Raw genomic sequence first — 24351 nt, 5'->3', positions numbered from 1 at the left:
TATTCTAGAATGTAAATGCCTTAGGCTTTGCAAAGCCCGGCAGCTCCACGCAATCGCAATCGAGGAACGGCGACAGGCCGAACCCGCCGTCGGTCTTGCGACCCGTCGCCAGGCGCGTGACGCCGCGATCGACGATGCCGGTGACGACGCGGCCCCCAGTCGCGACCTGATCGACCAGCGTGTCGGGCAGATGCTCCACCGCGCCGTCGACGATCAGCACGTCATACGGCGCGCCCGCGGCATGGCCCTGGGCCAGCGCGCCCTCGATCAGCGTGACGTTCGGCGTGCCCGCCAGCGCGTCCTTCGCCAGCCCGACGAGGCCCGCATCCTCTTCGACCGCCACCACCTCGGCCACGATCTGCGCCAGGATCGCGGCGGTATAGCCACCCGCGGCGCCGATCAGCAGCACGCGGTCGCCCTTTTGCAGATAGGCTTCGGTCAGCAGCCGGCCGGTAACCATCGGCAGGTTGATCGCCCGGCCGCCGGCAACCGGCAGCGCCGTGTCGCGATAGGCGATGGCGCGCGCCCCGGCGGGCACGAAGGCCTCGCGCGGCAGCGTGTTCATCGCGACCAGCACGCGCTGATCGTTCACCGCATTGGTCCGCAACTGGCTGGCAACCATCGCATGGCGCATCGCCTCCGATGCCGCCGCGTTACCCAGACCGTTATCGATGCTGACGTTCATGATGACCCCTCTCGCACAACCGTATTAGCTGCGCAATACACTTCGTGACAGTCCGGCTTGTATCGCGCGCAATCCGTCGCGCCAAGCGGCGGATGCGTGTGGAGGGCGCAATCGTCCGCGGATGGTCAGCACGGCCGCAAGGCCGTATGGGCGCGCCATGATCCCGGAACTCTATCACAAATTCATCGACTGGATCGGCGACGGCACCGGCCTGCCCGACACCATCCTGCACATCCATGCCGGCATGGCGGTGCTGATGGTCGCGCGCATCGTCACACGGCGATCGCTGGGCAGCTTCGTCCCCTGGTCGTTCGTCGCTGCGGCGGAGGCGTTCAACGAGATCATGGACCGACTGAATTTCGGGTCGTGGCGTTGGGCCGACACGACGTCGGACATCGCCAACACCCTGTTCTGGCCGACGGTGATCTGCCTGGGCATCCGCCTGCGCCCGATGCTACTGACGCGCGACGCCGCGCGCGTAAAGATGCCGGACGAGGGCTGAGGCCCCGTCCTGACATCTGGTCCCGGCATCTGGAGGCGCGACCGGGAATCGAACCCGGGTGCAAGGATTTGCAGTCCTCTGCGTCACCACTCCGCCATCGCGCCTCGATGCGGGAGGGCGGCTGATGATCGGTTTTCCCCGTGGCGTCAACCGCCGATTGCATCGTTTCCGGTCAACCAGCGCTCCAGCATCGCCACCAGCGGAACGTCGGCGGGCGGCATCGGCAGATCGCGCATCGCGGCGGGCGTCACCCACGCCAGCTCGGTCGCCTCCAGCGCCAGCGGATCGCCCTGCCAGTCGCGAATCACGTACAGCAGCAGCAGCAAATGCCGCTCGCCCAGCGGCGCGCTGGCGAACGTCAGCGGAACGCAGCCCTCCTGATCGACGACGATGCCGAGCTCCTCGGCCAGTTCGCGCACCAGCGCCGCCTCCGGCCGTTCGCCCGGATCGATCTTGCCGCCGGGAAATTCCCATAGGTCCGCCATCTGCTTGCCCGGCGGGCGGCGCTGCAGCAGCACGCGTCCCTCGCCATCCAGCATCGCCGCCGCCACGACCGGCAGCAGCGTGACGGCCTCGCCGGCGATATCGTTACACGTGTCGACCATTTCTTAAGCGCTTTCCCCTATCGCCGACGCCATGACAGCGCGCGCGTACCTTCGTCGTCTCGTCCGGCGGCTCGCTCCGGCCCTGCGCAACGCGCGCGGCGCGACGGCGGTCGAATACGGACTGATTCTCGCGCTCGTCGTGCTGGTCATGATCGTCGCGCTGCGCGGGGTCGCGGGCGTCACGGTCAATATGTGGACCAACGTGTCCGACCAGGTCAGCAAGGCTGGCTAACCAGCCGCAGAAATCCGCCGTTTTGAGCAATACCTTAGCCGCTCGTCTTAAACCTTTGGCAACCTCACCCCCGTACACCCGTCCCCGCTGCTCCGGGTTTCCGGTTCAGCCGGGTGACTGAAGTTCGAACATGGAGACCGGAATGCTAGCGATTCGTAAGTTCATCAAGAACAGCAAGGGCGCCACCGCCATCGAGTACGGCCTGATCGCCGCGCTGATCGCCGTCGCCGCCATTGCGGCGATGAAGGGTCTGGGCACCAAGCTGACCACGACCTTCAACAACGTCTCGTCGAACATGAGCGCCACCTAAGCGCTACCGTTCGATCGAACGAAACAGGGCGGCGGACCTCACGGGTTCGCCGCCCTTTTCGTTTTGGCGATGGACGCGAGGCGGAAGCTACCGTCCCGCACCGGCAGTTGGCCGTGTCTTACAGCCGCCCCATCGCCAGGAACTTCTCGCGCCGCTCGCGCCGCAGCGTCGCGGCATCGCGACCCGACAGTGAGGCCAGCGCATCGCGCAGAGCATCGCCCAGCAGGCGGATCGCCTCGGCGGGATCGCGATGCGCGCCGCCCAGCGGCTCGGGCACGATCGTGTCGATCACGCCGAAGGTCTTAAGGTCCTGCGCCGTCACACGCATCGCCTCGGCCGCCTCCGCCGCCTTGTCCGCGGTGCGCCACAGGATCGACGCGCAGCCTTCGGGGCTGATCACCGAATAGATGGCATGTTCGAACATCAGCACGCGATTGCCCGCAGCCAGCGCGATCGCGCCGCCCGATCCGCCTTCGCCTACGATCGCGGCAACGACGGGGACGCCCGCGGCCAGGCACGCCTCGGTCGAGCGCGCGATCGCCTCGGCCTGGCCACGCTCTTCCGCCTCGATGCCGGGGAAGGCGCCCATCGTGTCGACCAGCGTCACCACCGGCAGGCCGAACCGGTCGGCCATCTCGACCAGCCGGATCGCCTTGCGATAGCCTTCGGGTTTGCCCATGCCGAAATTGTGGCGCAGGCGGGTGGCGGTGTCGGAGCCCTTTTCGTGGCCGATCACCATCACCTTCGTGCCGCGGAACGTTGCGAAGCCGCCCATGATCGCCTGGTCGTCGGCAAAGGCCCGGTCGCCGGCCAGAGGCACGAACTCGTCGAACAGCCCGGCGACATAATCCTTGAAATGCGGCCGCTCGGGATGCCGGGCGACCTGCGTCTTCTGCCACGGGGTCAGCTTTGCGAACGTGTCGCGCAGCAGCTTGTCCGACTTGCCCTGCAGCCGCACCAGATCGGCAGCGATGTCCACGGTGCCATCCGCCGCGGTCGCCCGCAGTTCGTCGATCCGGCCCTGCAGTTCGGCAATCGGTTTTTCAAATTCGAGGAAGCTCGCCATAGTGCCGCCGGTTACGGGCCACAGCCCGTCGCGTCAACGCGTCCCGCTGTCGCGCCGTTCGGGGTCCGCCAGCGGATGACGCGTGTTGACCAGCGCGACGAGGCGGCTGGCGTCGACGTGCGTATAGATTTCGGTCGTCGCGATATCGGCATGGCCCAGCATCGCCTGCAACGCACGCAAATCCGCGCCACCGGCCAGCAGATGCGTCGCAAAGGCATGGCGCAGCACGTGCGGGCTGACCCGATCGGACGGAATGCCCGCTTCCGCCGCCAGCGCCTTCACCAGTTGATACAGGCGCACCCGCGTCAAATGCCCCTTGCCCGACGGGAACAGCCACGCGCGATCCGCCGCGACATGCACCCGCCACGCCGCCACCGCGGCGCGAGCGCGGTCGGATATCGGCACCAGCCGCTCGCGCCCGCCCTTGCCCTTCAGGATCAGGAACGGCCGGTCGGGGTGGATGGCATTGCGCGGCAGGCTGACCAGCTCGGTCGCGCGCAATCCCGATCCGTACAACAGCTCGATTAGCGCCGCGAGCCGCAGGTCGGCGCGCGTCGGCGTCGCCAACGCCAGCCGATCGCCGATCACGCCGAACAGCGCATCGACGTCGCCAACGCTCAGTACCTTAGGCAGCGGCCGCGCCGTCCCCGGCCGGGGCAACGCCGCCCCCGGATCGTCCGCGCGATGCCCCTCGTCGACCAGAAAGGCATAGAACCGCCGCAACGCTGCCGATTTGCGCGCCACGCTGCTCTTCGCCAGCGCGCGCCATGCCTCCGCCAGCCGCTGCAACGCCGCCGCATCCGCTTCCACCAGCCCGCCGCCCAGCACCTCGGACGCCAGCGACAGGTCGCTACGATAGGCCGCGATGGTATTCGACGCGGCCCCGGCTTCGGCGGCCAGCATCTCGAGGAACCGCTCGATCAGCGCGCGGTCGGTGGCCATGATCCCGGCGATCAGGCCCGCGCCAGCGCCTCGGCCGCGATCATCCGCGCCTCGCCCTCCAGCCCCACGGCGCGCAGCGCGCCGACGATGCGGTAGAGCATCGCAGGCGGCACGCCGTCCCAGCGCGGCGTCTGCATGCCGATCGCGGCGAGCACCACGACCATGCCCTGCTGCCCGTCGGCTGCCGCACGGTCGATCGCCCGCGTCCACGTGTTCTCGGCACCGATCCGCACGTCCAGCGCCTTCGCCGCCCGCTCGATATCGTCGGCGGAGAGCCGCCCCAGCCCGGCAAGGCCTGCAAAGAACAGCCGCTGCTTCAGCGCCGCATCGCCACGCCCGACGTAGGAGGACAGCTGACGATAGCTCAATTGCCCCGTCATATCCGGATCGGCGAGCGCGATCATCGCCCAGGCGTCGCCGCCTTCTTCCACCGCCGGACGCCAGCGCGTCGCGGTGCGATCGAGCCCCGCGGTCAGCATCGATGCAACGAGGTAGCGTGCATCGGCGACGCCCAGCCGCGCCGGCAAGCGCCCCGCCGCGCGCGCGGTCAGCACCAGCCGCGCATAGGACGGCTCGGCGCCCTTATCGTCCCCGCCCCACAGCCGCCGCATCGCCGCCAGCCGCGTATCCACGTCATTACCGACATAGGCGGCACGCAGATCGTTCGCCGCCGCCGCGGCACCGCTCGGCATATCGTTCGCGGCATCCACCGCGCCATACAGATCGACCAACGCCGCCGACGATAGCACGCCCTGTCCGGCCGCCGCCTCGGCATAGCGCACACGATCGCCCAGCGGCACGCTCGGCGACAGCGCGTACCAATAGCGCGCCTGCTGCCCGGTGGTCGCGAACAGCGTATCGGGCACGGTCACGCCGGTCGCAATCGCGAGGCCGAAGCGCCACGCGGTCAGCACGTCGACGCCCGCCCATTCGATCGTCACCGCCTGCCCACCATCGGGACCTGCGCCGACCACTTTCTGTGCCAGCTGATAATCGATGCCGCTCGCGACGTTACGCCGCTTCGCCGCCGCGAGCAGCGTCTTGGCGCGGCCCGGCTCGGCGGCAAGCGCCGCGCACATCGCCTGCGCCATCGTCCAGCCGCGTTCGTGCGTCGCGGCGAGGCCTGCATCAGCGATCCCGCACAGCTCGCCCGGATCACCCGTGGCGAGCGCGGTGTTCATCGCGACCTGATACAGTTTCGGCGTGTAGTTCGCATTGTCGACGCTCTGCGCCACGGCTCGCGCCGCGACCGATTCGCCCATGCGCAGCAACAGCCACGCACGCTCGGCGGCAAAGTCCGCGCCGTCGACATTCTCGGGCGTGTCGAGCTGCGCTGCCAGCGTCCGCCGCAGCAGGATCGACAGCCAGCGCGACGGCAGCGGTGCAGCCACCCGGCGCATCAACGCCTCGGCGAACCGCCCGTCCGCACCGGCGAAGGCATTCGCCTCCAGCCCGCCCTCGCGCACGCCCGCCGGGCCGACCCGGTCGAGCGACCGCCGGGCAAAGGCCGGCATCTCATATTGCGCCAGCACCGACGGATCGATCGTCGCCACCGGAGTAGGCGTCGCGCTGGCGACGGGCGTCGGCGTATCGCTGGGCAAGGGCTGGATCATGCCGGCGCCGGCCGCCTGGCCGGACGCCGGCGTGCCGCTCGCGGCCGGGGCGGGCGCGGCAGACGCACCCGTGCGCGCCGGTGTCGGCCGCGCCGCCGGCTGCGACGCCGGCTCGCCAAAGCCCGGCGGCAGGATCGATTCGGGACGCTCCTGCCCGATGGCGGAGGTGAACGCCGGCACCGCCGCGATCGCGATCGCGGTCAGCGCCGCACCCCGGGCCAGCAGGCGGACGCGCGTCCTAGCTGAGGTTGGCAAGCGTCACGGCCTTCTCGACATGGGTCTGCGGCCGTTCGGAGGCCCGACCGGCGAGCAGGAACAGGCCACCGACGATCACCACGAGAACGACGATGACGGAAAGGACGAAGCGGGACATACCGTACCTTGCAACACGTAAACGCAAACCGGAGCTGTTGCCCCGTCCTGACCCGCTGTATAGCGCCGAGACCGATGTTGCAAAGCGCTGTTCCCCCGTCCGACGATCATGCCCCCGCGAAACCGCCACGCGCGATCGTGCTCGTCGGGTTGATGGGGGTCGGCAAGTCGACCGTGGGGCGCCGCCTCGCCGCCCGCCTGCGCCTGCCCTTCGTCGATGCCGATCACGCGATCGAGGAGGCGGCGGGCATGACCATCGCCGAAATCTTCGAACGCTTCGGCGAGGCCTATTTCCGTGACGGCGAACGCCGCGTCATCGCGCGGCTGATCGACGGCACGCCAAAGGTGATCGCGACCGGCGGCGGCGCGTTCATCAATCCCGATACGCGCGCGCTGATCCTCGAATCGTCGACCGCCATCTGGCTGCACGCCAACCCGGACGTGCTCGCCGAGCGCGTCGGCCGGCGCGACACCCGCCCGCTGCTGCGCGGCAAGAACCCGCGCGCGGTGCTGGCCGAGCTCGCCGCGATCCGCAACCCGATCTATGCCGAGGCGCATATCCACATCACCAGCAACAAGTCGCCGCACGAAACCACGGTCAATGCGATCCTGAAGGCGATCCGTCAGCCGGGGAAGCCGGCATGAGCGCGCGCGTCACGGTCGAACTGGGCGACCGCAGCTACCCTATCCTGATCGAGGACGGCCTGCTCGCCCGCGCCGCAGAGCATCTGGCCCCGCTCGCCCGCGGCCGCACGATGGCGATCGTCACCGACGACCATGTCCTGCCCCATGCCGACACCGTGCGCGACAGCCTCGCCGCGGCCGGTGTCGCCAGCGAGACGATCGTCCTGCCGCCGGGTGAGGGCACCAAGAGCTGGCCGCACCTCAGCCAGCTGTGCGACCGGCTGCTCGGCCTCGGCGTCGAGCGCGGCGACCATGTCATCGCGATCGGTGGCGGCGTGATCGGCGACCTCGTCGGCTTCGCCTGCGCCATCCTGAAGCGCGGCTGCAATTTCGTGCAGGTGCCCACCACCCTGCTCGCACAGGTCGACAGCTCGGTCGGCGGCAAGACGGCGATCAACACCGCCGCCGGCAAGAATTTGATCGGCGCCTTCCACCAGCCCGCGTTGGTGCTGATCGACCCGACCGTCCTCGATACGCTGCCCCTGCGCGAAGTCCGCGCCGGCTATGCCGAGGTCGTCAAATACGGCCTGATCGACGATCCCGCCTTCTTCGCCTGGTGCGAAGCCAATGGCGCCGCTTTGCTCGCTGGCGACCCCGCCGCGCGCCATTATGCCATCGCGCATGCGGTGGCCGCCAAGGCGCGCATCGTCGCCGCCGACGAACACGAAACCAACGGCACGCGCGCGCTGCTCAACCTCGGCCACACCTTCGGCCATGCGCTGGAGGCGGAAGCCGGCTTCGACGGCAGCCTGATCCATGGCGAGGGCGTCGCCGCCGGCTGCGCGCTCGCCTTCGCCTATTCCGCCGCGCACGGCCTGTGCGCGCCCGACGACGCCGCCCGCGTCGCCGCGCACATGCGCGCCGTCGGCCTGCCCGATGGCCTCGCCGCCGCCGGCATTGCCGCCAGCGGCGCGCGCCTGGTCGACCATATGCGTCACGACAAGAAGATGGCGGCCGGCACCCTGCCGTTCCTGCTCGCCCGCGGCATCGGCCAGACCTACCTCGACAAGACCGTCGACCTCGCCGACGTCGAGGCATTCCTAGACCGGCAGCCGCGCTGATGCCCAACGGCACCGCCAAGCGCGACCTGCCGACCAAGGTCTGCCCCGCCTGCAACCGCCCCTTCACGTGGCGCAAGAAATGGGCGCGCGACTGGGACAACGTCGTCTATTGCTCCGACGCCTGCCGCAAGAAACGGTAGCAACGCTCCGCCCCACACTCACCGTCACCCCGGACTGGTTCCGGGGTCCACCGGGCCGCCAGGGGGCGGCAAGAGGCTCGAACCACCCCCCTCGCCGCGGAGTGGACCCCGGAACCAGTCCGGGGTGACGGAACGTGTGGGGCAACCGCCACCTCACGCCCCCACCCGTAAGCCACTTGTCAGCTTCCCCCTCTACCCTCTCCCCCACACATATGGGGGGAACGGCACATGGCGCGGCACATCACGGCATCGGCGATCGCCGCCACCCTGCTCGCCGCCACCGCGATCGCCCCCGCCCAGGCCGCCACCTGCAAGGCGGGCATCCTCGCCAACCTGCCGATCACCATGCAGGGCTGGCGCCCGATCGTGCAGACCACGATCGACGGCAAGCCCGCCCCCTTCATCCTCGATAGCGGCGCTTCGTACAGCATGATGCCCGCGCCCGTCGCCAAGGCGTTCGGCCTCCATCTGCAGCCTGCACCGGTCGGCCTGCGCATGAAGGGGATCGGCGGCGAATCGAACGTCGATCTCACGACCGTCCGCCACTTCGGCCTCGCCGGTGCGGATATTCCGCAGGTCCAGTTCCTCGTCGGCGGCACCGACGTCGGCCAGACCGGCCTGCTCGGCCAGAACGTCCTCAGCATCGGCGATGTCGAATACGATCTGCCCGGCGGCGCCGTCCGCCTGTTCCGCGCGCAGGGCTGCGGCAAGCTCGCCATGGCCTATTGGACGCAAGGCAAGCCCTTCTTCGAAATCCCCATCGAAGCGCGCCAGAACGCCCTATCGCACACCGTCGGCACCACCGAACTGGACGGCGCGAAGCTCCGGACCGTTTTCGACACCGGCGCCGCGCAGACCGTGCTGACGCTGAAGGCCGCCGCGCGCGCGGGCGTCCACCCCGGTGATCCGGGCGTCGAGGCTTCGGGCGGGGAAACCGGTATCGGCCGCCACGTCACACAAGGCTGGATCGGCCATTTCGCGCTGCTGAAGATCGGCAACGAGGAATTGCACAACATCCGCCTTCATTTCGCGGATCTCGGCCCGTCGTTCGACAACGACATGCTACTCGGCGCCGACTGGTTCGTCTCGCACCGGCTGTACGTTTCGAACGCGCAGCATCGCATCTATTTCACCTATACCGGCGGCCGGCTGTTCGACGCGAAATCGCACATCGATGCGGCCAGCCAGATCGCCGCGGTCGGCGGTGTCGATGCCACCGCGCCGACGACGGCAGAGGGCTATAGCCAGCGCGGCGCGATGCTTCAGACGCAGCATGACCTGTCGGGCGCGATCGACGCCTTCAGCCACGCCGTCACGCTCGCGCCCAAGGAAGCGCGCTACGTCCGCCAGCGCGCGCTCGCCTATATCGCCGATCGCCGCCCCGTGCTGGCGATGGACGATCTTGGCACGACGCTCGCGATCGATCCCACCGATGTTCGTGCCCGCTTGCTGCGCGCCGAACTCAGAATGCGTGCGCGGAACGACGCCGGCGCCATCAGCGACCTCGACGATGCCGCCGGCCGCCTGCCAAAGGAGGACAATCAGCGGCTCTGGATGGGGCAGCTCTATCTCGAATCCGACGCCTTCGACGCGGCAATCGGCCAATACGACCTGTGGCTCGCCAGCCATCGCGAGGACGCCCGCCGGCCCGAAGCGCAGAACGGCCGCTGCTGGGCGCGCCTGTTGCCGAACAAGGATATCGACGCGGCGAAGGCCGACTGCGCCGCCGCGGTGCGCGCCGTTCCGACCGACGCCAATTACCTCGACGGCCGCGGCCTCGTCGCCTTCCGCCAGGGTGCCTATGCCGACGCGGTGGCGGATTTCACCGCGGCGCTGGCGATCAATCCCAAACTGGTCTGGGCGCTGTACGGCCGCGGCCTCGCGGAACGCCATCTCGGCCGCACCGCCGACGGCGATCGCGACATCGCCACCGCCCAGGGTCTGAGCAAGACGATCGCCGCACGGGCGAAACGCTACGGTTTCGTTTGAAACCCGCCTCCACCGTCATTGCGAGTGGAGCGAAGCAATGGCGGCCACCCTAAGCCCCTCGCAAACTCCAGGCGAACCACAACCACCCGATAATCAGCAGCGTGCCGCCAATCGGCGTCACCGCCCCCAGCCAGCGCGGCGCGCCCAGCGCCATCAGATACAGCGTGCCTGCAAAGATCGCCGATCCCACCACAAACAGCCACGCCGGCCCGCGCGCCTCGAACCGCAGCGCCACCAGCGCCGCCACCGCATGGATCAGCTGATATTGCCCCCCGGTCTTCAGCCAATCGACCGCCGGGCCGCTCGCGCCATGCGCCCCGAACGCCCCGGCAGCGACGGCGATCGCGCCCGACAGCGCGGCAAGCAGGCCAAGGATCATCGCGGGTCATTCCCCCAGGGTTGCTGTTCGGCGACCAGCGCCCGCGCCGCGCGCAGGTCGCCCGCCTCGATCTGGATGCGCAGCCGTTCCTTGTCGCGGCTGCGGTACATGTCCTCCGCCCGATCGATATCCGCCTGCCCGATGCCCAGGTCGCGCATCGCGACCCGCGCCATCTTGATCGCCGATTCCAGCACCTCGCGCACGACGTAGACCGCCGAACTCTTCTTCAGCCGCACCAGCGCCCGCCGGTCGAATGCACGGACGTAGATCGCCGCTTTCGGGAAGGCTTCGTGGATGCCCTCCAGCATCTCCGCATCAATCTGGTCGCCGTCCATGCAGAACAGGATCAGCTCGGCCTCCGCCGCGCCTGCCTGTCGCAACAGGTCGATCCGCGTGCCATCTCCATAATAGACCTTGGCACCGAACTCGCCGGCGATATCGATCATCTCGATATCGGTGTCGATCAGCGTGACGGGGATGTCCTGCGCCAGCAGCATCTGCCCCACCGTCTGGCCGAACCGCCCATAGCCGACGATGATCGCATTGGCGCCGTCCGCCGTCGGGCCGTCGCGCGGTTCGTCCTTGGCGATCGGCTCCTCACGGAACCGCTTGGTCGCCGCCATCAGGAACGGCGTCGTCGCCATCGACAGCGTGATGATCGCGCCGAACAGGCTCGCCGCCTCGGGTGCTATCAGGAAGCCCGATTGCGCCTGCGCGAACAGCACGAAGCCGAACTCGCCGCCCTGGCTCAGCAGCAGCCCCAGCGCCAGCGCGCTGCGCCAGGTCATCTTGAACGCCATGCCGATGCCGGTGATGACCGCCGTCTTGGTGACGATCAGCGCCGCCGCCATCGCCGCGACGAACAGCGGCCGCTCGGCGATCGCCTGCAGGTCCAGCATCATGCCCACCGCCAGGAAGAACAGGCCGAGGAGAATCGACCGGAACGGCTCGACATCCGCCTCCAGCTCGTGCCGGTACGGGCTGTCCGCCAGCATCACGCCCGCGATGAACGCGCCCAGTGCGGTGGACAGGCCCAGCGCCTCCATCAACGCCGCGCTGGCGATGACGGTGAACAGCGCCGCGAACACGAACATCTCGCGCTCGCCCAGATTACCGATCAGCCGGAACAGCGGCCGCAGCAGGAACCGACCCGCCAGGATAAGCCCGACGACCGCCCCGACAGTGTAGAGCGCCAACAGCCATCCCGGCGGGCCACCCGCATCGGCGGGGTTGCGGCTCATCGCCGCGACGATCGTGATCAGCGGCACGATCGACAGGTCTTGGAACAGCAGGATCGAAAACGCCCGCTCGCCAAACGGCGTGCGCAGCCGCCCCGACGATTGCAGCATCGGCAGCACCTGCGCCGTCGACGACAGCGCCAGCGGCAGGCCCAGCGCCAATGATGCGGGGATGGAGAAATGCGCGAACGCCCAGATCACGCCCGTTACGGCGAGACCGCAGGCGACGACCTGCAACAGCCCCAGTCCGAAAATCTCCTGCTTCATCCGCCATAGCCGCGACGGGTTCAGCTCCAGTCCCACGACGAACAGCAGCAATGTTATGCCGAGTTCGGCGATCCCCATCTTCGATTCGGCATCGCCGACCAGGCCCAGCACATGCGGCCCGACGACCGCGCCCGCGACCAGGAAACCCAGCGTCGCACCCAGGCCGATCCGGCGGAACAGCAGCACGAACCCCAGGCCGAAGCCCAGCAGGATCATCCCGTCGCGCAGCATCGACACGCCCTCGGCCGCCTCATGCATCGGCCGTCTCCGCGCGCGCCGCGAACGCGGCCTCCGCCGCCGCCTCGAACGCCAGCCGGATCGAAGGGTGCCGCGCTGTATAATCCAGCGCCGGCGTGAACACGTCGATCCCCGGCCAGTCAGGCGTATCCCCCTCCCGCGCCAGCCACGCGGTCAGCGCATCGCGCGCCGCGGCCAGCTCCTCGGGGGTCTTGCCGACGATGTCCGCCGCCAGCAGCGACGACGATGCTTGGCCCAGCGCGCAGGCGCGCACCAGCAGCCCGACCTCCTTCACCCGGCCATCGTCGCCCAGCCCTACGTCCACCGTCACCCGGCTGCCGCAGATCGGCGATCGCTTTTCCACGGTCGCCTGCGCATGCGCCAGTCGCTCATGGTGCGGGATCGACGCCGCCAGCCGCAGAATTTCGGCATTGTACAAGGGGGCGTTCATCGCGCGTCACTTCCATTGTCAGGCTGGCCCGCCTCGCGATCCAGCATCGCGCGCGAACCGAACACGGGCAGCCCGCGACGGCGACGATCGACGAAATCGGCGATCCCCGCGCTCGTCGCGTTGAGCAGATTGTAGCATTTCGACTGGGTCATCCAGTCCGGCCGCCGTGCCGGCCCGCCACGCGCGGTATCGACCAGCAACGCGGCCAGCAGAAAGGCGAGGCTTGCGAGGATCAGCCCTTTCAGCGCGCCGAAGCCGAAGCCCAGCGCCCGGTCGACCGGCCCCAGGATCGAGGTGCGCGTCCGCTTGCCGATCGCATTGGCGACGAGCTTGCCGCCCAGATAGGTGCCGCCCGCGATGATCGCGAACGCCGCCACCGCCGCGCCCGACGGCGTGCCGACCGTCCCCGCCAGCTTGGCCGCGAGCGCGACGTGGAACAGCTTCAGCATCGCGACGATCGCCACCCAGGCGAACATCGACAACACCTCCGCGACGAATCCCCGCCGCGCGCCGAGCAGCGCCGCGCCCCCGACGAGCAGCAGGACGATGATATCGAGTGCGGTAAGACCCATAGACCCTCGGGAATAAGGACGCGGAACGCCCGCGGCTAGTCCTGCATCGGATGAAGTGTGATGCGTGGCGGAGAACGGGACGCCGCTACGCCGCGAGCGCCGTCCGTGACGTTTTATCGCGGCCCTACCCAATTGCCACGACATGCGTGTGGCGCCCGGCGTTTGCCGCCCCGCCTTCCCCACCCACCGCCGTCATTCCCGCGCAGGCGGGAATCCAGATGCGCTACCGTTAGCGAGAGAGCCGCAACGTCAGAGGTTATGGATTCCCGCCTGCGCGGGAATGACGGCGGTGACGGGACGACGGCAGAAACGAGCCATGGGCGGAGCAAGACAACCGCCCCGCCTCTCCCTGCGAACCCGCCGAAGCCCCTCACCCCCGCCCCAGCATATGATCCACGAACTGCCCCAGCGTCCGGAACCCCGTCAGCCGCAATGCGCTGTCGTCCTTGGCCAGCGCGATCGGCACCATCGCGCGTTCGAAGCCGAGCTTCCCCGCCTCCTTCAGCCGCAGCGCGCCATGCGCCACCGGGCGCAGCTCGCCCGACAGCGCGACCTCGCCGAACGCCACCGCATCGACCGGCACCGGCCGCTCGGACAGCGCCGACACCAGCGCCGCCGCGACCGCCATGTCCGCCGCCGGGTCCTGCACGCGATAGCCGCCCGCAATGTTCAGATAGACTTCCGCCGTCGCAAAGCTCAGACCACACCGCGCCTCCAGCACCGCCAGGATCATAGCCAGCCGCCCGCTGTCCCAGCCGACCACCGCACGCCGCGGCGTCGCACCGCTGGCGAGGCGCACGACCAGCGCCTGGATCTCCACCAGCACCGGCCGCGTCCCCTCCAGCGCCGGGAACACAGTCGTCCCGCTCACCCCCTCATCGCGCTGCGTCAGGAACAGCGCCGACGGATTGGCGACTTCGGCCAGCCCCTCGCTCTGCATCGAGAACACGCCGATCTCGTCCGTTCCACCGAAGCGGTTCTTGATCGACCGCAGGATGCGATACTGGTGGCTGCGTTCTCCTTCGAAGCTCAGCACCGTGTCGACCATATGTTCCAGCACGCGCGGCCCCGCGATCGACCCGTCTTTAGTGACATGGCCGACGAGCACCAGCGCGGTCCCGCGTTCCTTGGCGAAGCGGATCAGTTCCTGCGCCGATGCGCGCACCTGACTGACCGTGCCCGGCGCGCCCTCGATCAGGTCGCTGTGCATCGTCTGGATCGAATCGATCACCAGCAATGCCGGCGGCGCGCCGATCGACAGCGTCGTCAGGATATCGCGTACTGAGGTCGCCGCGGCGAGCTGCACCGGCGCGCTTCCCAGACCCAGCCGCCGCGCGCGCAGCCGGACCTGGTCCGCCGCTTCTTCGCCCGACACATAAGCGACCGACCGCCCGGCCAGCGCGAACTTCGCCGCCGCCTGCAGCAGCAATGTCGACTTGCCGATCCCCGGATCGCCACCGATCAGCGTCGCCGACCCTTCGACGAAGCCGCCACCCAGTGCCCGGTCCAGCTCGGCGATTCCCGTCGCCATCCGTTCGGGCAGCGCGATCTCGGCATCCAGCCCGACCAGCTGCACCGTCCGCCCACCGGTGTGCAGATTATGCTTGGCCTGGAACGGCGTAACGACCGCACCCGCCTCTTCGACCAGCGTATTCCATTCAGCGCAATCGCCGCACTGCCCCGCCCAGCGATGCGACACCGATCCGCACGCCTGGCACACATATCGTTTCTGCGGTTTCGCCATGGCGACGGGTGTAGCGGAATGAGAACGATAAGGGAACAGATTTTGGGTCTGCGCTCGCTTCGCATCCCCCGTCACCCCGGACTAGTTCCGGGGTCCACTTATCCGCACGGGGGAGTCCCGAGCCTCCAGCCGTCCCCCTGCCGCCCGGTGGACCCCGGAACCAGTCCGGGGTGACGGAGTGGATGAGGCAACCGCACGCGCGACAAGACCAACCGTCGACAACCACCCCCAAGCGACATAGTCACGCCGCAATCGCAACGCTATGGCCGGCGCCATCATGCACCCGTCGGACCTTCGTGTCGCGCTCTTCAGCGGCAATTACAATTACACCCGCGACGGCGCCAACCAGGCGCTGAACCTGCTCGTGCGCCACTTGCTCGACCGCGGCGTGCAGGTCCGCGTCTATTCGCCGACGATCGATCCGCCCGCCTTCCCGCCGACCGGCGACCTCGTGTCGGTGCCGGCGATCCCGATGCCCGGCGGCCGCGCCGAATATCGCCTGGGCCGCTATCTGCCCAAAGCGACGCGTGAGGATCTGGAGGCGTTCGCGCCCAACATCGTCCACGTCTCCGCGCCCGAATTCCTCAATCACGGTGCGGTCACCTGGGCACGCCGCCACGGCGTGCCCTCGGTCGCGTCGTTCCACACGCGCTTCGAAACCTATTTCCGCTATTATCGGATCGGCTTCATCGAACCAATGATCAAGGCGATCATGACGCGCTTCTACAACCGCGTCGATCGCGTCATGCCGCCCAGCCCCAGCATGGGCGAAGCGCTTCGCGAATGGGGCGTCACGACACCGATCACCATCTGGTCACGCGGCATCGATCACGATCGCTTCACGCCGGACCGGCGCGATTGTGCCTGGCGCCGCAGCCTCGGCATCGCCGATCATGAGGTCGCGATCGGCTTCCTCGGCCGGCTGGTGAAGGAAAAGGGCCTCGACGTCTTTGCCGAGGTGGTGAAAGAGCTCACCCGCCGCGGCGTGCCGCACAAGGTGCTCGTCGTCGGCAAGGGCCCGGCGGAAGACTGGTTCGCGCAACAAGCCCCGCACGCGATCTTCGTCGGCTTCCAGTCGGGCGACGACCTCGGGCGCGCGGTCGCGTCGATGGACGTCTTCTTCAACCCCTCGATCACCGAAACCTTCGGCAACGTCACCACCGAAGCCATGGCCGCCGGCGTCCCCGTCGTCGCGGCGCGCGCCACCGGCGCGGTCGATCTTGTGGAGGACGGCGTCACCGGCTTCCTCGTCGATCCGAAAGACATTGCGGGCTATGCCGACGCCATCGAACGCATCGTCGCCAACCCCGCGCTGAAGGCCAGCATGGGCGAAGCCGGCCACGCCAAGGCCGCGCAATACCGCTGGGACACGGCGAACCAGGCGGTGCTCGACACGTACCTGGAACTGCACGACGGACAGTCCGCCGCTCGCTAGGCGCCGCATCCCGCCGCAGCTCTTGTCGTGTCCTAGCGGGCGGACGCCCTGAAGGGGCCCCTACACCAATCCCAGAAGACCCGTCACCCCGGACTTGGTCCGGGGTGACGATGGGATCGCGTGCTGGCAGCGACGAACCCCCCGCTAACGCCCTGCCAGCGCACGTATACCGTCCGCGCCCCCACCCACACACGTCATTCCCGCGAAGGCGGGAATCCAGACACGCTAACGTCTGCGATGGAAGCGAAACGTCAGAGGTTATGGATTCCCGCCTCCGCGGGAATGACGGACGGTAGGATTTAAAGGCCTGCGCCGTCTCTTCGATCGGAGAGACAGCGACACCCGCCCCACTCTTTCTGCCCGCGCCTCCGCGTCACCCGATCTTCTTTCTACGTCGCGTCTTCGGGTGAACACTCCCCTTCGTCATTCCCGCCTTCGCCGGAATGACGAAGGACAGAAAGCCCTTACCCCTCCCGCCAATCGAACGTCAGCGGCGCCTCGCGAAACGCGAACCGGTCGAGGTGGCTTGCCACCACCTCGCGCATACGGCCCATGTCCTCGCCCTCGGGCACGGTCAGCACCAGATCCAAACTCTCGCTGTCCGCCCGCATCGCCAGCACCGATCCGTTGGGAAAGGTGATCGTTCCCTCTTCCTCGGTAAAGGCCACCGTCATCTTGTGGCTCCAGTGCTTGGCCAGCTGCTGGAGATAGCGGCTCGCCGAATGCGTCGGCACGCGGACGACGGAGATGTGGGGCGCGCCGCTCACTTCAGCCGCTCGATCTTGCGCACGACCTCGTCGATCAGCTCGGCCACATCATGCCCCGCCTCTTCGGACAGGTCGCCCGCCTCCAGCCGGGTCTGCAGGACCGTGCGCAGGTTGCGCATCGCCCGCCGGATCGGCGCGCGATCGGCCCGCGCGCGATGCTCGCCGACATCGGTCAGCCGCGCGATCAGCGCCGCGACCAGCTCCGCATTTTCGGCGAGGTGCGCGGCACCCGCCTCGGTGATCGCATAGCGCTTACGCGTCGTCTCGGACGCCTGCTCGGCGATCAATTCCATGTCGGCGAGCATCGTCAGCGCCGGATAGACCATGCCAGGCGACGGCGCATACGCGCCCCCGGTCAGCTCCTCGACCGCCTTGATCAACTCATAGCCGTGGCGCGGTTCGTCCGCGATCAGCTTCAGCAGCACCAGCCGCAATTCGCTGCCGTCGAACATCCGACGACTCCGCCCGCCGCCGCCGCGCCCTTCGCCGAACACCTCGGCAAAACGCTGGTCGAGCTTCTCGCCCCACTGCTCCCAGCCCCCGCGCGGTCCGAAACCGTGATCGCGTGCGTGCCGATATCCCCGCCCGTGGCAATGTTCATGTCCATGACCAAACATTGTACGCTCCTTTGTGTATTTCGATGCACTCAAGATATATCACAGAAGTGGCGGTGCAAGCCCGATCAAGATATATTTTGAGCGGGTGCGGTGGTCCGGTGCAGATCGACATTTGTGAGGGCCCAAAGTCCTCCCCCGCCAGGGGGAGGTGGCATGCCGTTAAGGCATGACGGAGGGGGAGGTAAGGGTAGCGCTTCATTACGAGGGGCGTTCCCATCCGCCCCCTCCGTCACCGCCTTCGGCGGCGCCACCTCCCCCTGGCGGGGGAGGACTTACTTGCGTCGAAGTTTGGTCGGTCCCGCTGCCCGATGAAACGCAAATGGCGCAACGCCTTCATTATAAATGCAGAACGCCCGGCGGCTGTCCTACACCGCACGCGCCATGCTACACCCGCGATCTCACCCGTCGCGATCTAATACCACCACGACGGAAACGATCGACCTCGGTCGTCTCGCGAAAGTGTTCACGTTATTCATGCCGCGCAAAACGGCGGATCCCCCCCCGATCACGACGGGGGTGACGCCCCACCCCCCACGCCTTATCTGACCGTCATGGCAGACCTGCTCACCGGCCTCGAACCGGAGCCGACCCCCAACCCACCGGCCGCCGACGCCCCGCTCGCCGATCGCCTACGCCCTCAGACGCTGGCCGAGGTCGTCGGCCAGGAGCATCTCACCGGCCCCGAAGGGGCGATCGGCCGCATGGTTGCCGCCGGCCGCCTGTCGTCGATGATCCTCTGGGGTCCGCCCGGCACCGGCAAGACGACGATCGCGCGCCTGCTCGCCGACGCGGTGGGCCTGCGCTTCCTCGCCATCTCCGCGGTCTTCTCCGGCGTCGCCGACCTCAAGAAGGCGTTTGCCGAGGCACGCGACCACGCCCGGCTCGGTAAGCGGACCTTGTTGTTCGTGGATGAAATCCACCGCTTCAACCGCGCGCAGCAGGATGGCTTCCTGCCCTATGTCGAGGACGGCACGGTGACGCTCGTCGGCGCGACCACCGAAAACCCTTCGTTCGAACTCAACGCCGCCGTGCTCAGCCGCGCGCAGGTGCTGATCCTCCACCGCCTCGGGCCCGAAGCGCTCGGCAAGCTCCTGACCCGCGCCGAGCAGTTGGAGGACCGCCCGCTCCCCCTCACGCCCGATGCGCGCGCCGCGATGATCGCGCAGGCCGACGGCGACGGCCGCTTCCTGCTCAACCAGGCCGAAACCTTGTTCTCGGTCGACCTGCCCGACCCGCTCGATCCGGCCGGCCTCTCCGCCTTCCTCCAGCGCCGCGTGCCCGTGTACGACAAGGATCGCGAGGGCCATTACAACCTCATCAGCGCGCTCCACAAATCGATCCGCGGTTCCGATCCTCAGGCCGCGCTCTACTATCTCGCCCGCATGCTGACCGCAGGCGAGGAACCGCTCTATGTCCTCAGGCGCCTCACCCGCGCCGCCGTCGAAGACATCGGCCTCGCCGACCCGCAGGCACTGGTCCAGTGCATCGCGGCGAAGGACACCTACGACTTCCTCGGCTCGCCGGAGGGTGAACTCGCCATCGCACAGGCCTGCCTCTACCTCGCCACCGCCCCCAAATCGAACGCCGCCTACAAGGCGCAAAAGGCGGCGTGGCGCAGCGCGAAGGAAACCGGCAGCCTGATGCCCCCCGCCAATATCCTCAACGCCCCCACCAAGCTGATGAAGCAGATCGGCTATGGCGCGAACTACGCCTACGATCACGATGCGGAGGACGGCTTTTCCGGCGCCAATTACTGGCCCGATGAGCTGCCGCCGCAGACCTTCTACGAACCCACCGGCCGCGGCTTCGAAGCGCGCCTGCAGGAACGCCTCGCACATTGGGACGGCCTGCGTGCGAAGCGGCGGTGACGCACGCCCTCTGGACTATGGCGCGCGCCTGTCGCATGGGGCGTGCCGCGCCGGGTTAGCTCAGCTGGTAGAGCAGCGGTTTTGTAAACCGAAGGTCGCGGGTTCGATCCCTGCACTCGGCACCACAACGGCACCAAATCCGCGCGGCGGCGTTACGCCTCCGCAATGGTTTTTCGTCCCCTGAAGGTCGCCAGCTACAATATCCACAAGGGGATCGGCCTCGACCGCCGGCGCAACCCCGAACGCGTGCTGGAGGTGCTGCGCGAGGTGGATGCCGACGTCATCGCCCTGCAAGAGGCCGACCGCCGCTTCGGCACCCGCGAATCGGTGCTGCCGCTCCACCTGCTCGACGACCACAGCGACTGGAAGCCCGTGCCCTTCGGCATGCGCGCGCTGTCGATGGGCTGGCACGGCAACGTCATCCTCGTCCGCAAGAGCGCAGAGATCGTCCACCACACCCCCATCCACCTGCCCGCGCTCGAACCCCGTGGCGCAGTGATGGCGGACGTTGCCATGGCAGCCGGCGTATTCCGCGTCGTCGGCATGCACCTCGACCTGTCCGGCCTGTGGCGCCGGCGGCAGGCTGCGGCGATCTGCGCGCATGTCGACGGATGCAGCGAGCGGCGTCCGACCGTGCTGATGGGCGACCTCAACGAATGGACCGCCGCCGCCGGGTGCCTGCGCGACTTCGGCCGCGATTATCGCATGGCGGCGACCGGCCCCAGCTTCCATTCGCGCCGCCCGGTCGGGCGGCTCGACCGGATCATGGTGTCGCGCGACCTGACCGTCACCGACTGCGGTGTCCACGCCAGCGCCGCCGCGCGCAAGACGTCGGACCATCTGCCCATCTGGGCGACGCTGGCCGTGGCACCCTGATGCGCGAAAAGGAGCTCCGCCTCGCGCTCGTCTGCTACGGCGGCATCAGCCTCGCGGTCTATATGCACGGCATCACCAAGGAGGTGTGGCGCATGGTCCGCGCCAGCCGTGCCGCCCATGCCGACGAGCCTCCAGCCGACGGCACGCAGGGCGTCTATCGCGCACTGATCGAGGAGATGGAGGCGCTCGCCGGCATCCGTTTCCGCGTCCTCGCGGACATCATCGCCGGCGCGTCGGCGGGCGGCATCAACGGCATTTTTCTCGCACAGGCGATTACGACCGGCCAGAGCCTGGAACCGCTGACCGATCTGTGGCTGACCTCGGCGGACGTCGAGGCGCTGATCGATCCCGAGGCCGCGCCGGCCAGTCGCTTTTCGAAGATGTGGGCGCTGCCGCTCGCCTGGGTCGCCGCCGGGCGCAGCGCCGATTCGGTCGCCGCACTCGATGACGCCACACGCGACGAGGTGCGCACCAAGCTGTCGCATTTCGTCCGCTCGCGCTGGTTCGAACCACCGTTCGGCGGCGCCACCTTCACCGGCCTGCTGCTCGACGCCTTCGACGCGATGGCGCGCAGCGAAGCCGGCCCGCGCCTGCTGCCCGACAGCCAGCCGCTCGACCTGTTCGTTACCTGCACCGACTTCACCGGCCACCCCGAACGGCTGAAGCTCAACTCGCCGCCCGAGGTGCTCGAAACCGAACATCGCGTCGTGCTCGGCTTTTCGGATCACGGTGCGACCGGCACGATCGGCGCGATCCCCGAACTGGCCTTCGCCGCCCGGGCAACCTCCAGCTTCCCCGGCGCCTTTCCGCCCTTCACCGTCGGCGAGCTGGACGGCGTGCTCGCCGAGCGCGACGTGGCATGGCCGGGGCGCGAGGACTTCCTACGCCGGTCGCTGCCACGCCAATATGCCGCGCGGCAGGTCGACAAGGCCGTGCTGATCGACGGGTCGGTCCTCGCCAACGCGCCCTTCCGCCCCGCGATCGACGCGTTGAAGGAACGCCCCGCCCGTCGCGAGATCGACCGCCGCTTCGTCTACATAGACCCCTCACCCGGCATCAAGATCCGCCTGGGCACGCCTGGCGAAGCGCCCGGCTTCTTCCAGACCATCCTCGGCGCGCTCAGCGACCTGCCGCGCCAGCAGCCGATCCGCGACAATCTCGATGCCATCGCGGCCCGCTCGCAGCGGATCGACCGGATGCGCGGCATCGTCACTGCCTTGCGCCCGGCGGTGGACGAAGAGATCGAGGCGCTGTTCGGCCACACCCTGTTCCTCGACCGGCCAACGCCCGCGCGCCTCGTCGCCTGGCGCCGCCGCGCGCAGACCGCCGCCGCCACGCGCGCCGGCTACAGCTACGCCGCTTATGGCCACCTCAAGCTCAGCGACGTCGTCGCGACGATCACCGCGCTGCTGTATCGCGTCGGCGGTGAGTTGGGGCAGCAGCGCTGGCAGCGGATCCGCTCCGCGATCGAGGCGGCGATCGCCGAACGCGGCTTCGGCGGCGCGGCGCCCAGCTTCTCAGGTAAGGAAAGCGCGGCGACGATCGATTTCCTGCGCACCTTCGACATCGGCTTCCGCATCCGGCGCTTGCGGCTGATGGCGCGGCGGCTCGGCGAAATCGATGGCGAGGCGGAGGATGCCAGCAGCACGGCCACGATGCGCGAAGCGATCTATGCCTCGCTGGCGACCTATCTCGACCGCCAGCGCGCCGACGATCACCTGCACCTTGGCATGCTGGTCCGGCAGATGCGCGGTCAAGACGCCGCACCGCTGCTCGATGCACTAGCCCAGGCGCTCGACCTGACCGCGCTCGATGCCGCCACCGACGAACGGCTGGCCGAGGCACTGGCGACGGTCGACAAGACCACCCGCCGCTCGCTGCTGCTCACCTATTTGGGCTTCCCCTATTTCGACACCGCGACGCTGCCGCTGCTCCAGGGCGAGGGGCTCGACGAATTCGATCCGATCAAGGTCGATCGCATCGCCCCCGACGATGCCGTCGCGATCCGCTCCGGCGGCGCGGAGGCGACGTTGAAGGGCATCCAGTTCAACAGCTTCGGCGCCTTCTTCAGCCGCGCCTATCGCGAAAACGACTATCTGTGGGGGCGCCTGCATGGTGCCGAACGGATGATCGACATCTGCGTCTCCACGCTGCCCGCCACCGTCCGGATGAAGGCCGGCCGCGTCGCCGCGATCAAGCGCGCCGCCTTCCGCGCGATCCTCGACGAAGAGGAAGCACGGCTCACCGCCATCCCCGCCTTGTTCGCCAGCCTGCGTGTCGAAATCGGATAGGCTGGCCTTCCTCCGCCGCTGCGGCTACCCTCCGGCGCACCTCAGGAGTGTTGCATGCAGTTCCTCAAGATCCTGTTCTGGTTCCTGCTCGCGTTCGTCGCGGCGCTGTTCACCTATGGCAATTGGACGCGCGTCCAGATCAATCTGTGGAGCGGCCTGATCGCCGACGTGAACCTGCCGCTGCTGCTGCTGGTGACGTTCCTGATCGGCTTCGTGCCGACCTACCTGTATCTCGGCACGGTCCGCTGGCGGCTGCGCCAGCGCCTGACGACGTGCGAACGCATGCTGGCCGACGCCCGTGCGCTGCCGGTCGCGACACCCGTCGCAACACCGGCCATCGCCGAAGAGCCCGTCGCATGAGCCCGATCTACGTCGCGATCGACACCCCCGATCTCGCCCGCGCCAAGGCGATAGCCACACGCACGCGCACCCATGTCGGCGGCGTCAAGCTCGGCCTCGAATTCTTCTGCGCTCACGGCCAGCACGGCGTACACGAGATGGCGAAGCTCGGCTTACCGATCTTCCTCGACCTGAAGCTGCACGACATTCCCAACACCGTCGCCAAGGCAATCCAGGCGTTGGGGCCGCTTGAACCCGCGATCCTGACCGTCCACGCCAGCGGCGGCCGCGCGATGCTGGAGGATGCCAAGGCCGCCGCCCCGCTCAATACCAAGGTGGTCGCGGTCACGATGCTGACCAGCCTCGACGCCGACGATCTCACCGCCACCGGCATCAGCGGCAGCGCGCACGATCAGGTACTGCGCCTCACCGATCTCGCCCACGAAGCCGGCATCGACGGCATCGTCTGTTCGGGGGAAGAGGTGCGCGCGGCCAAGACGGCCTGGCCCAAGGGCTTCTTCGTCGTCCCCGGCGTCCGCCCCGCCAACGGCAGCGCCGGCGACCAGAAGCGCGTCGTCACCCCCCGCGCCGCGCTCGATGCCGGCGCCTCGATCCTCGTCATCGGCCGCCCGATCACCCAGGCCGAAGACCCCGACGCCGCCGCCCGCGCGATCGGCGCGACGCTGTAGTCGTGGCGCTCGTCCGCCCGTTCCTCCCTGCAAAGGACTTTGCGCAGTCGCGCGCCTTCTACGAAGCGATCGGCTTCATCCTCGTCCACGCCGACGCCGACCTTGCAATCTACGATTACGAGGGAGCGGGCATCCTGCTCCAGAATTACTATGTCGAGGATTGGGCGGGCAATTCGATGCTCCAGTTGTTCGTCCGCGACCTCGACGACTGGTGGCAGCGCACCGCGACCTTGGCGGAGCGCTTCGGCGTCCGGCCCCCCGCTGCGCCTGAGATGAAGCCATGGGGCCTGCGTGTCGGCATGTTGGTCGATCCCGCAGGTGTGCTGTGGCACGTATGTGAAGACGTGCCAGCATCCAACTAACCAGCCGCTGCGACAGTG

General features: G+C 68.4%; 27 protein-coding genes and 2 tRNA genes. 15 read left to right on the top strand and 14 right to left on the bottom strand.

The features are described 5' to 3' along the window. Nucleotides 1-4: 4 nt before the first annotated feature. Complete coding sequence (locus A7E77_RS14255) at nt 5-685, bottom strand: protein-L-isoaspartate O-methyltransferase family protein (RefSeq protein WP_063688959.1); 681 nt, start codon at nt 683-685, stop codon at nt 5-7. Nucleotides 686-842: 157 nt separating this feature from the next. Between A7E77_RS14255 and A7E77_RS14250 the strand changes: the two genes are divergently transcribed. Beyond that, a complete protein-coding gene (locus A7E77_RS14250) occupies nt 843-1187 on the top strand; it encodes a hypothetical protein (protein WP_063688957.1) in 345 nt (114 codons plus the stop codon). Between the two features lie 30 nt (nt 1188-1217). On the opposite strand, the gene A7E77_RS14245 is transcribed toward A7E77_RS14250, so the two are convergent. Together A7E77_RS14245 and A7E77_RS14240 are read right to left on the bottom strand one after the other, a co-directional pair. Beyond that, a tRNA-Cys gene (locus A7E77_RS14245) sits at nt 1218-1291 on the bottom strand. 42 nt (nt 1292-1333) lie between these two features. Continuing rightward, on the bottom strand, nt 1334-1792 hold the full coding sequence (locus tag A7E77_RS14240) for a (deoxy)nucleoside triphosphate pyrophosphohydrolase (RefSeq protein ID WP_063688955.1): 459 nt from the start codon (nt 1790-1792) through the stop codon (nt 1334-1336). Nucleotides 1793-1823: 31 nt separating this feature from the next. Here A7E77_RS14240 and A7E77_RS14235 point away from each other — a divergent pair, with 31 nt between their 5' ends. Continuing rightward, nucleotides 1824-2024, top strand: coding sequence for a Flp family type IVb pilin (locus A7E77_RS14235; RefSeq protein WP_017978665.1), 201 nt, complete (start codon nt 1824-1826; stop codon nt 2022-2024). A gap of 142 nt (nt 2025-2166) precedes the next feature. Next, nucleotides 2167-2334: a Flp family type IVb pilin gene (locus tag A7E77_RS14230; protein WP_018250824.1), complete on the top strand. Its 168-nt coding sequence runs from the start codon at nt 2167-2169 to the stop codon at nt 2332-2334. Nucleotides 2335-2452: 118 nt separating this feature from the next. On the opposite strand, the gene A7E77_RS14225 is transcribed toward A7E77_RS14230, so the two are convergent. The 4 genes from A7E77_RS14225 to A7E77_RS18475 form a co-directional block, all read right to left on the bottom strand. Beyond that, nucleotides 2453-3400, bottom strand: a complete 948-nt coding sequence (locus tag A7E77_RS14225) for an acetyl-CoA carboxylase carboxyltransferase subunit alpha (RefSeq protein WP_063688953.1) — start codon at nt 3398-3400, stop codon at nt 2453-2455. Between the two features lie 33 nt (nt 3401-3433). Beyond that, complete coding sequence (locus tag A7E77_RS14220) at nt 3434-4342, bottom strand: tyrosine recombinase (RefSeq protein ID WP_063688950.1); 909 nt, start codon at nt 4340-4342, stop codon at nt 3434-3436. 11 nt (nt 4343-4353) lie between these two features. Further along, a complete protein-coding gene (locus A7E77_RS14215) occupies nt 4354-5955 on the bottom strand; it encodes a hypothetical protein (protein WP_226341895.1) in 1602 nt (533 codons plus the stop codon). A gap of 238 nt (nt 5956-6193) precedes the next feature. Further along, complete coding sequence (locus A7E77_RS18475; RefSeq protein ID WP_018250826.1) at nt 6194-6328, bottom strand: hypothetical protein; 135 nt, start codon at nt 6326-6328, stop codon at nt 6194-6196. 74 nt (nt 6329-6402) lie between these two features. Here A7E77_RS18475 and A7E77_RS14210 point away from each other — a divergent pair, with 74 nt between their 5' ends. The 4 genes from A7E77_RS14210 (at nt 6403) to A7E77_RS14200 (ending at nt 10201) form a co-directional block, all read left to right on the top strand. After that, nucleotides 6403-6972 (top strand): shikimate kinase, encoded by a 570-nt coding sequence (locus A7E77_RS14210; RefSeq protein ID WP_078462313.1) that lies wholly within the window; start codon nt 6403-6405, stop codon nt 6970-6972. Beyond that, complete coding sequence (gene aroB, locus A7E77_RS14205; RefSeq protein WP_063688944.1) at nt 6969-8072, top strand: 3-dehydroquinate synthase; 1104 nt, start codon at nt 6969-6971, stop codon at nt 8070-8072. The genes A7E77_RS14210 and aroB overlap by 4 nt, the downstream gene beginning before the upstream one ends. Continuing rightward, a complete protein-coding gene (locus A7E77_RS17455; RefSeq protein WP_017978657.1) occupies nt 8072-8212 on the top strand; it encodes a DUF2256 domain-containing protein in 141 nt (46 codons plus the stop codon). The genes aroB and A7E77_RS17455 overlap by 1 nt, the downstream gene beginning before the upstream one ends. A gap of 228 nt (nt 8213-8440) precedes the next feature. After that, nucleotides 8441-10201 carry an aspartyl protease family protein gene (locus tag A7E77_RS14200; protein ID WP_063688941.1) on the top strand — a complete coding sequence of 587 codons (1761 nt, stop codon included), beginning with the start codon at nt 8441-8443 and terminating at the stop codon, nt 10199-10201. Between the two features lie 49 nt (nt 10202-10250). Here the strand turns inward: A7E77_RS14200 and A7E77_RS14195 are convergent, their stop codons facing one another. The 5 genes from A7E77_RS14195 to radA all read right to left on the bottom strand — a co-directional run bounded on the left by A7E77_RS14195 (nt 10251) and on the right by radA (nt 15089). Then, a complete protein-coding gene (locus A7E77_RS14195; protein ID WP_063688939.1) occupies nt 10251-10580 on the bottom strand; it encodes a DUF423 domain-containing protein in 330 nt (109 codons plus the stop codon). Beyond that, nucleotides 10577-12343, bottom strand: coding sequence for a cation:proton antiporter (locus A7E77_RS14190; protein ID WP_063688936.1), 1767 nt, complete (start codon nt 12341-12343; stop codon nt 10577-10579). Before A7E77_RS14190 ends, A7E77_RS14195 begins: the two co-directional genes overlap by 4 nt. Continuing rightward, nucleotides 12336-12773, bottom strand: a complete 438-nt coding sequence (locus tag A7E77_RS14185) for an iron-sulfur cluster assembly scaffold protein (RefSeq protein ID WP_063688933.1) — start codon at nt 12771-12773, stop codon at nt 12336-12338. Before A7E77_RS14185 ends, A7E77_RS14190 begins: the two co-directional genes overlap by 8 nt. Next, complete coding sequence (locus tag A7E77_RS14180; protein WP_063688930.1) at nt 12770-13345, bottom strand: CvpA family protein; 576 nt, start codon at nt 13343-13345, stop codon at nt 12770-12772. The genes A7E77_RS14185 and A7E77_RS14180 overlap by 4 nt, the downstream gene beginning before the upstream one ends. A gap of 370 nt (nt 13346-13715) precedes the next feature. Further along, the gene (gene radA, locus A7E77_RS14175) at nt 13716-15089 is read right to left on the bottom strand and encodes a DNA repair protein RadA (protein ID WP_017978651.1); all 1374 of its coding nucleotides are present in this window, start codon (nt 15087-15089) and stop codon (nt 13716-13718) included. Nucleotides 15090-15366: 277 nt separating this feature from the next. Here radA and A7E77_RS14170 point away from each other — a divergent pair, with 277 nt between their 5' ends. After that, the gene (locus tag A7E77_RS14170; RefSeq protein ID WP_063690005.1) at nt 15367-16524 is read left to right on the top strand and encodes a glycosyltransferase family 4 protein; all 1158 of its coding nucleotides are present in this window, start codon (nt 15367-15369) and stop codon (nt 16522-16524) included. A gap of 464 nt (nt 16525-16988) precedes the next feature. On the opposite strand, the gene A7E77_RS14165 is transcribed toward A7E77_RS14170, so the two are convergent. Further along, nucleotides 16989-17291, bottom strand: coding sequence for a DUF2218 domain-containing protein (locus tag A7E77_RS14165; RefSeq protein ID WP_063688927.1), 303 nt, complete (start codon nt 17289-17291; stop codon nt 16989-16991). Next, a complete protein-coding gene (locus tag A7E77_RS14160) occupies nt 17288-17908 on the bottom strand; it encodes a PadR family transcriptional regulator (RefSeq protein WP_063688925.1) in 621 nt (206 codons plus the stop codon). Before A7E77_RS14160 ends, A7E77_RS14165 begins: the two co-directional genes overlap by 4 nt. Before the next feature lie 551 nt (nt 17909-18459). Between A7E77_RS14160 and A7E77_RS14155 the strand changes: the two genes are divergently transcribed. From A7E77_RS14155 to A7E77_RS14125, 7 genes are all read left to right on the top strand, one after another. Then, the gene (locus A7E77_RS14155) at nt 18460-19776 is read left to right on the top strand and encodes a replication-associated recombination protein A (RefSeq protein WP_063688922.1); all 1317 of its coding nucleotides are present in this window, start codon (nt 18460-18462) and stop codon (nt 19774-19776) included. Nucleotides 19777-19825: 49 nt separating this feature from the next. Beyond that, nucleotides 19826-19901 (top strand) — tRNA-Thr (locus A7E77_RS14150). Between the two features lie 40 nt (nt 19902-19941). Next, nucleotides 19942-20652 carry an endonuclease/exonuclease/phosphatase family protein gene (locus tag A7E77_RS14145; protein WP_063688919.1) on the top strand — a complete coding sequence of 237 codons (711 nt, stop codon included), beginning with the start codon at nt 19942-19944 and terminating at the stop codon, nt 20650-20652. Then, a complete protein-coding gene (locus A7E77_RS14140) occupies nt 20652-22943 on the top strand; it encodes a patatin-like protein (protein WP_063688916.1) in 2292 nt (763 codons plus the stop codon). The genes A7E77_RS14145 and A7E77_RS14140 overlap by 1 nt, the downstream gene beginning before the upstream one ends. A 54-nt stretch (nt 22944-22997) precedes the next feature. Next, the gene (locus A7E77_RS14135; RefSeq protein ID WP_017978644.1) at nt 22998-23303 is read left to right on the top strand and encodes a lipopolysaccharide assembly protein LapA domain-containing protein; all 306 of its coding nucleotides are present in this window, start codon (nt 22998-23000) and stop codon (nt 23301-23303) included. Next, on the top strand, nt 23300-23971 hold the full coding sequence (pyrF, locus tag A7E77_RS14130) for an orotidine-5'-phosphate decarboxylase (protein ID WP_063688913.1): 672 nt from the start codon (nt 23300-23302) through the stop codon (nt 23969-23971). Before A7E77_RS14135 ends, pyrF begins: the two co-directional genes overlap by 4 nt. Nucleotides 23972-23973: 2 nt before the next feature. Continuing rightward, nucleotides 23974-24333 (top strand): VOC family protein, encoded by a 360-nt coding sequence (locus A7E77_RS14125; protein ID WP_063688910.1) that lies wholly within the window; start codon nt 23974-23976, stop codon nt 24331-24333. Nucleotides 24334-24351: the final 18 nt, after the last annotated feature.

Source organism: Sphingomonas sp. NIC1 (assembly GCF_001638925.1).
In the GTDB taxonomy this organism is placed as follows: Bacteria; Pseudomonadota; Alphaproteobacteria; order Sphingomonadales; family Sphingomonadaceae; genus Sphingomonas; species Sphingomonas aquatilis.
The sequence above is the reverse complement of the archived record's forward strand: the minus strand, read 5'-3'. Positions and strand labels throughout refer to the sequence as shown.

Excerpts from the sequence above, each read along its gene's own strand:
- A7E77_RS14225 (WP_063688953.1), bottom strand. The coding sequence starts at position 3,400 with ATGGCGAGCTTCCTCGAATTTGAAAAACCGATTGCCGAACTGCAGGGC.
- A7E77_RS14185 (WP_063688933.1), bottom strand. The coding sequence starts at position 12,773 with ATGAACGCCCCCTTGTACAATGCCGAAATTCTGCGGCTGGCGGCGTCG.
- A7E77_RS18475 (WP_018250826.1), bottom strand. The coding sequence starts at position 6,328 with ATGTCCCGCTTCGTCCTTTCCGTCATCGTCGTTCTCGTGGTGATCGTC.
- A7E77_RS17455 (WP_017978657.1), top strand. The coding sequence starts at position 8,072 with ATGCCCAACGGCACCGCCAAGCGCGACCTGCCGACCAAGGTCTGCCCC.
- radA (WP_017978651.1), bottom strand. The coding sequence starts at position 15,089 with ATGGCGAAACCGCAGAAACGATATGTGTGCCAGGCGTGCGGATCGGTG.
- aroB (WP_063688944.1), top strand. The coding sequence starts at position 6,969 with ATGAGCGCGCGCGTCACGGTCGAACTGGGCGACCGCAGCTACCCTATC.
- A7E77_RS14250 (WP_063688957.1), top strand. The coding sequence starts at position 843 with ATGATCCCGGAACTCTATCACAAATTCATCGACTGGATCGGCGACGGC.
- pyrF (WP_063688913.1), top strand. The coding sequence starts at position 23,300 with ATGAGCCCGATCTACGTCGCGATCGACACCCCCGATCTCGCCCGCGCC.
- A7E77_RS14145 (WP_063688919.1), top strand. The coding sequence starts at position 19,942 with ATGGTTTTTCGTCCCCTGAAGGTCGCCAGCTACAATATCCACAAGGGG.
- A7E77_RS14210 (WP_078462313.1), top strand. The coding sequence starts at position 6,403 with ATGTTGCAAAGCGCTGTTCCCCCGTCCGACGATCATGCCCCCGCGAAA.
- A7E77_RS14135 (WP_017978644.1), top strand. The coding sequence starts at position 22,998 with ATGCAGTTCCTCAAGATCCTGTTCTGGTTCCTGCTCGCGTTCGTCGCG.
- A7E77_RS14155 (WP_063688922.1), top strand. The coding sequence starts at position 18,460 with ATGGCAGACCTGCTCACCGGCCTCGAACCGGAGCCGACCCCCAACCCA.
- A7E77_RS14200 (WP_063688941.1), top strand. The coding sequence starts at position 8,441 with ATGGCGCGGCACATCACGGCATCGGCGATCGCCGCCACCCTGCTCGCC.
- A7E77_RS14240 (WP_063688955.1), bottom strand. The coding sequence starts at position 1,792 with ATGGTCGACACGTGTAACGATATCGCCGGCGAGGCCGTCACGCTGCTG.
- A7E77_RS14160 (WP_063688925.1), bottom strand. The coding sequence starts at position 17,908 with ATGTTTGGTCATGGACATGAACATTGCCACGGGCGGGGATATCGGCAC.
- A7E77_RS14170 (WP_063690005.1), top strand. The coding sequence starts at position 15,367 with ATGCACCCGTCGGACCTTCGTGTCGCGCTCTTCAGCGGCAATTACAAT.
- A7E77_RS14180 (WP_063688930.1), bottom strand. The coding sequence starts at position 13,345 with ATGGGTCTTACCGCACTCGATATCATCGTCCTGCTGCTCGTCGGGGGC.
- A7E77_RS14255 (WP_063688959.1), bottom strand. The coding sequence starts at position 685 with ATGAACGTCAGCATCGATAACGGTCTGGGTAACGCGGCGGCATCGGAG.
- A7E77_RS14215 (WP_226341895.1), bottom strand. The coding sequence starts at position 5,955 with ATGATCCAGCCCTTGCCCAGCGATACGCCGACGCCCGTCGCCAGCGCG.
- A7E77_RS14195 (WP_063688939.1), bottom strand. The coding sequence starts at position 10,580 with ATGATCCTTGGCCTGCTTGCCGCGCTGTCGGGCGCGATCGCCGTCGCT.
- A7E77_RS14140 (WP_063688916.1), top strand. The coding sequence starts at position 20,652 with ATGCGCGAAAAGGAGCTCCGCCTCGCGCTCGTCTGCTACGGCGGCATC.
- A7E77_RS14235 (WP_017978665.1), top strand. The coding sequence starts at position 1,824 with ATGACAGCGCGCGCGTACCTTCGTCGTCTCGTCCGGCGGCTCGCTCCG.
- A7E77_RS14230 (WP_018250824.1), top strand. The coding sequence starts at position 2,167 with ATGCTAGCGATTCGTAAGTTCATCAAGAACAGCAAGGGCGCCACCGCC.
- A7E77_RS14190 (WP_063688936.1), bottom strand. The coding sequence starts at position 12,343 with ATGCATGAGGCGGCCGAGGGCGTGTCGATGCTGCGCGACGGGATGATC.
- A7E77_RS14220 (WP_063688950.1), bottom strand. The coding sequence starts at position 4,342 with ATGGCCACCGACCGCGCGCTGATCGAGCGGTTCCTCGAGATGCTGGCC.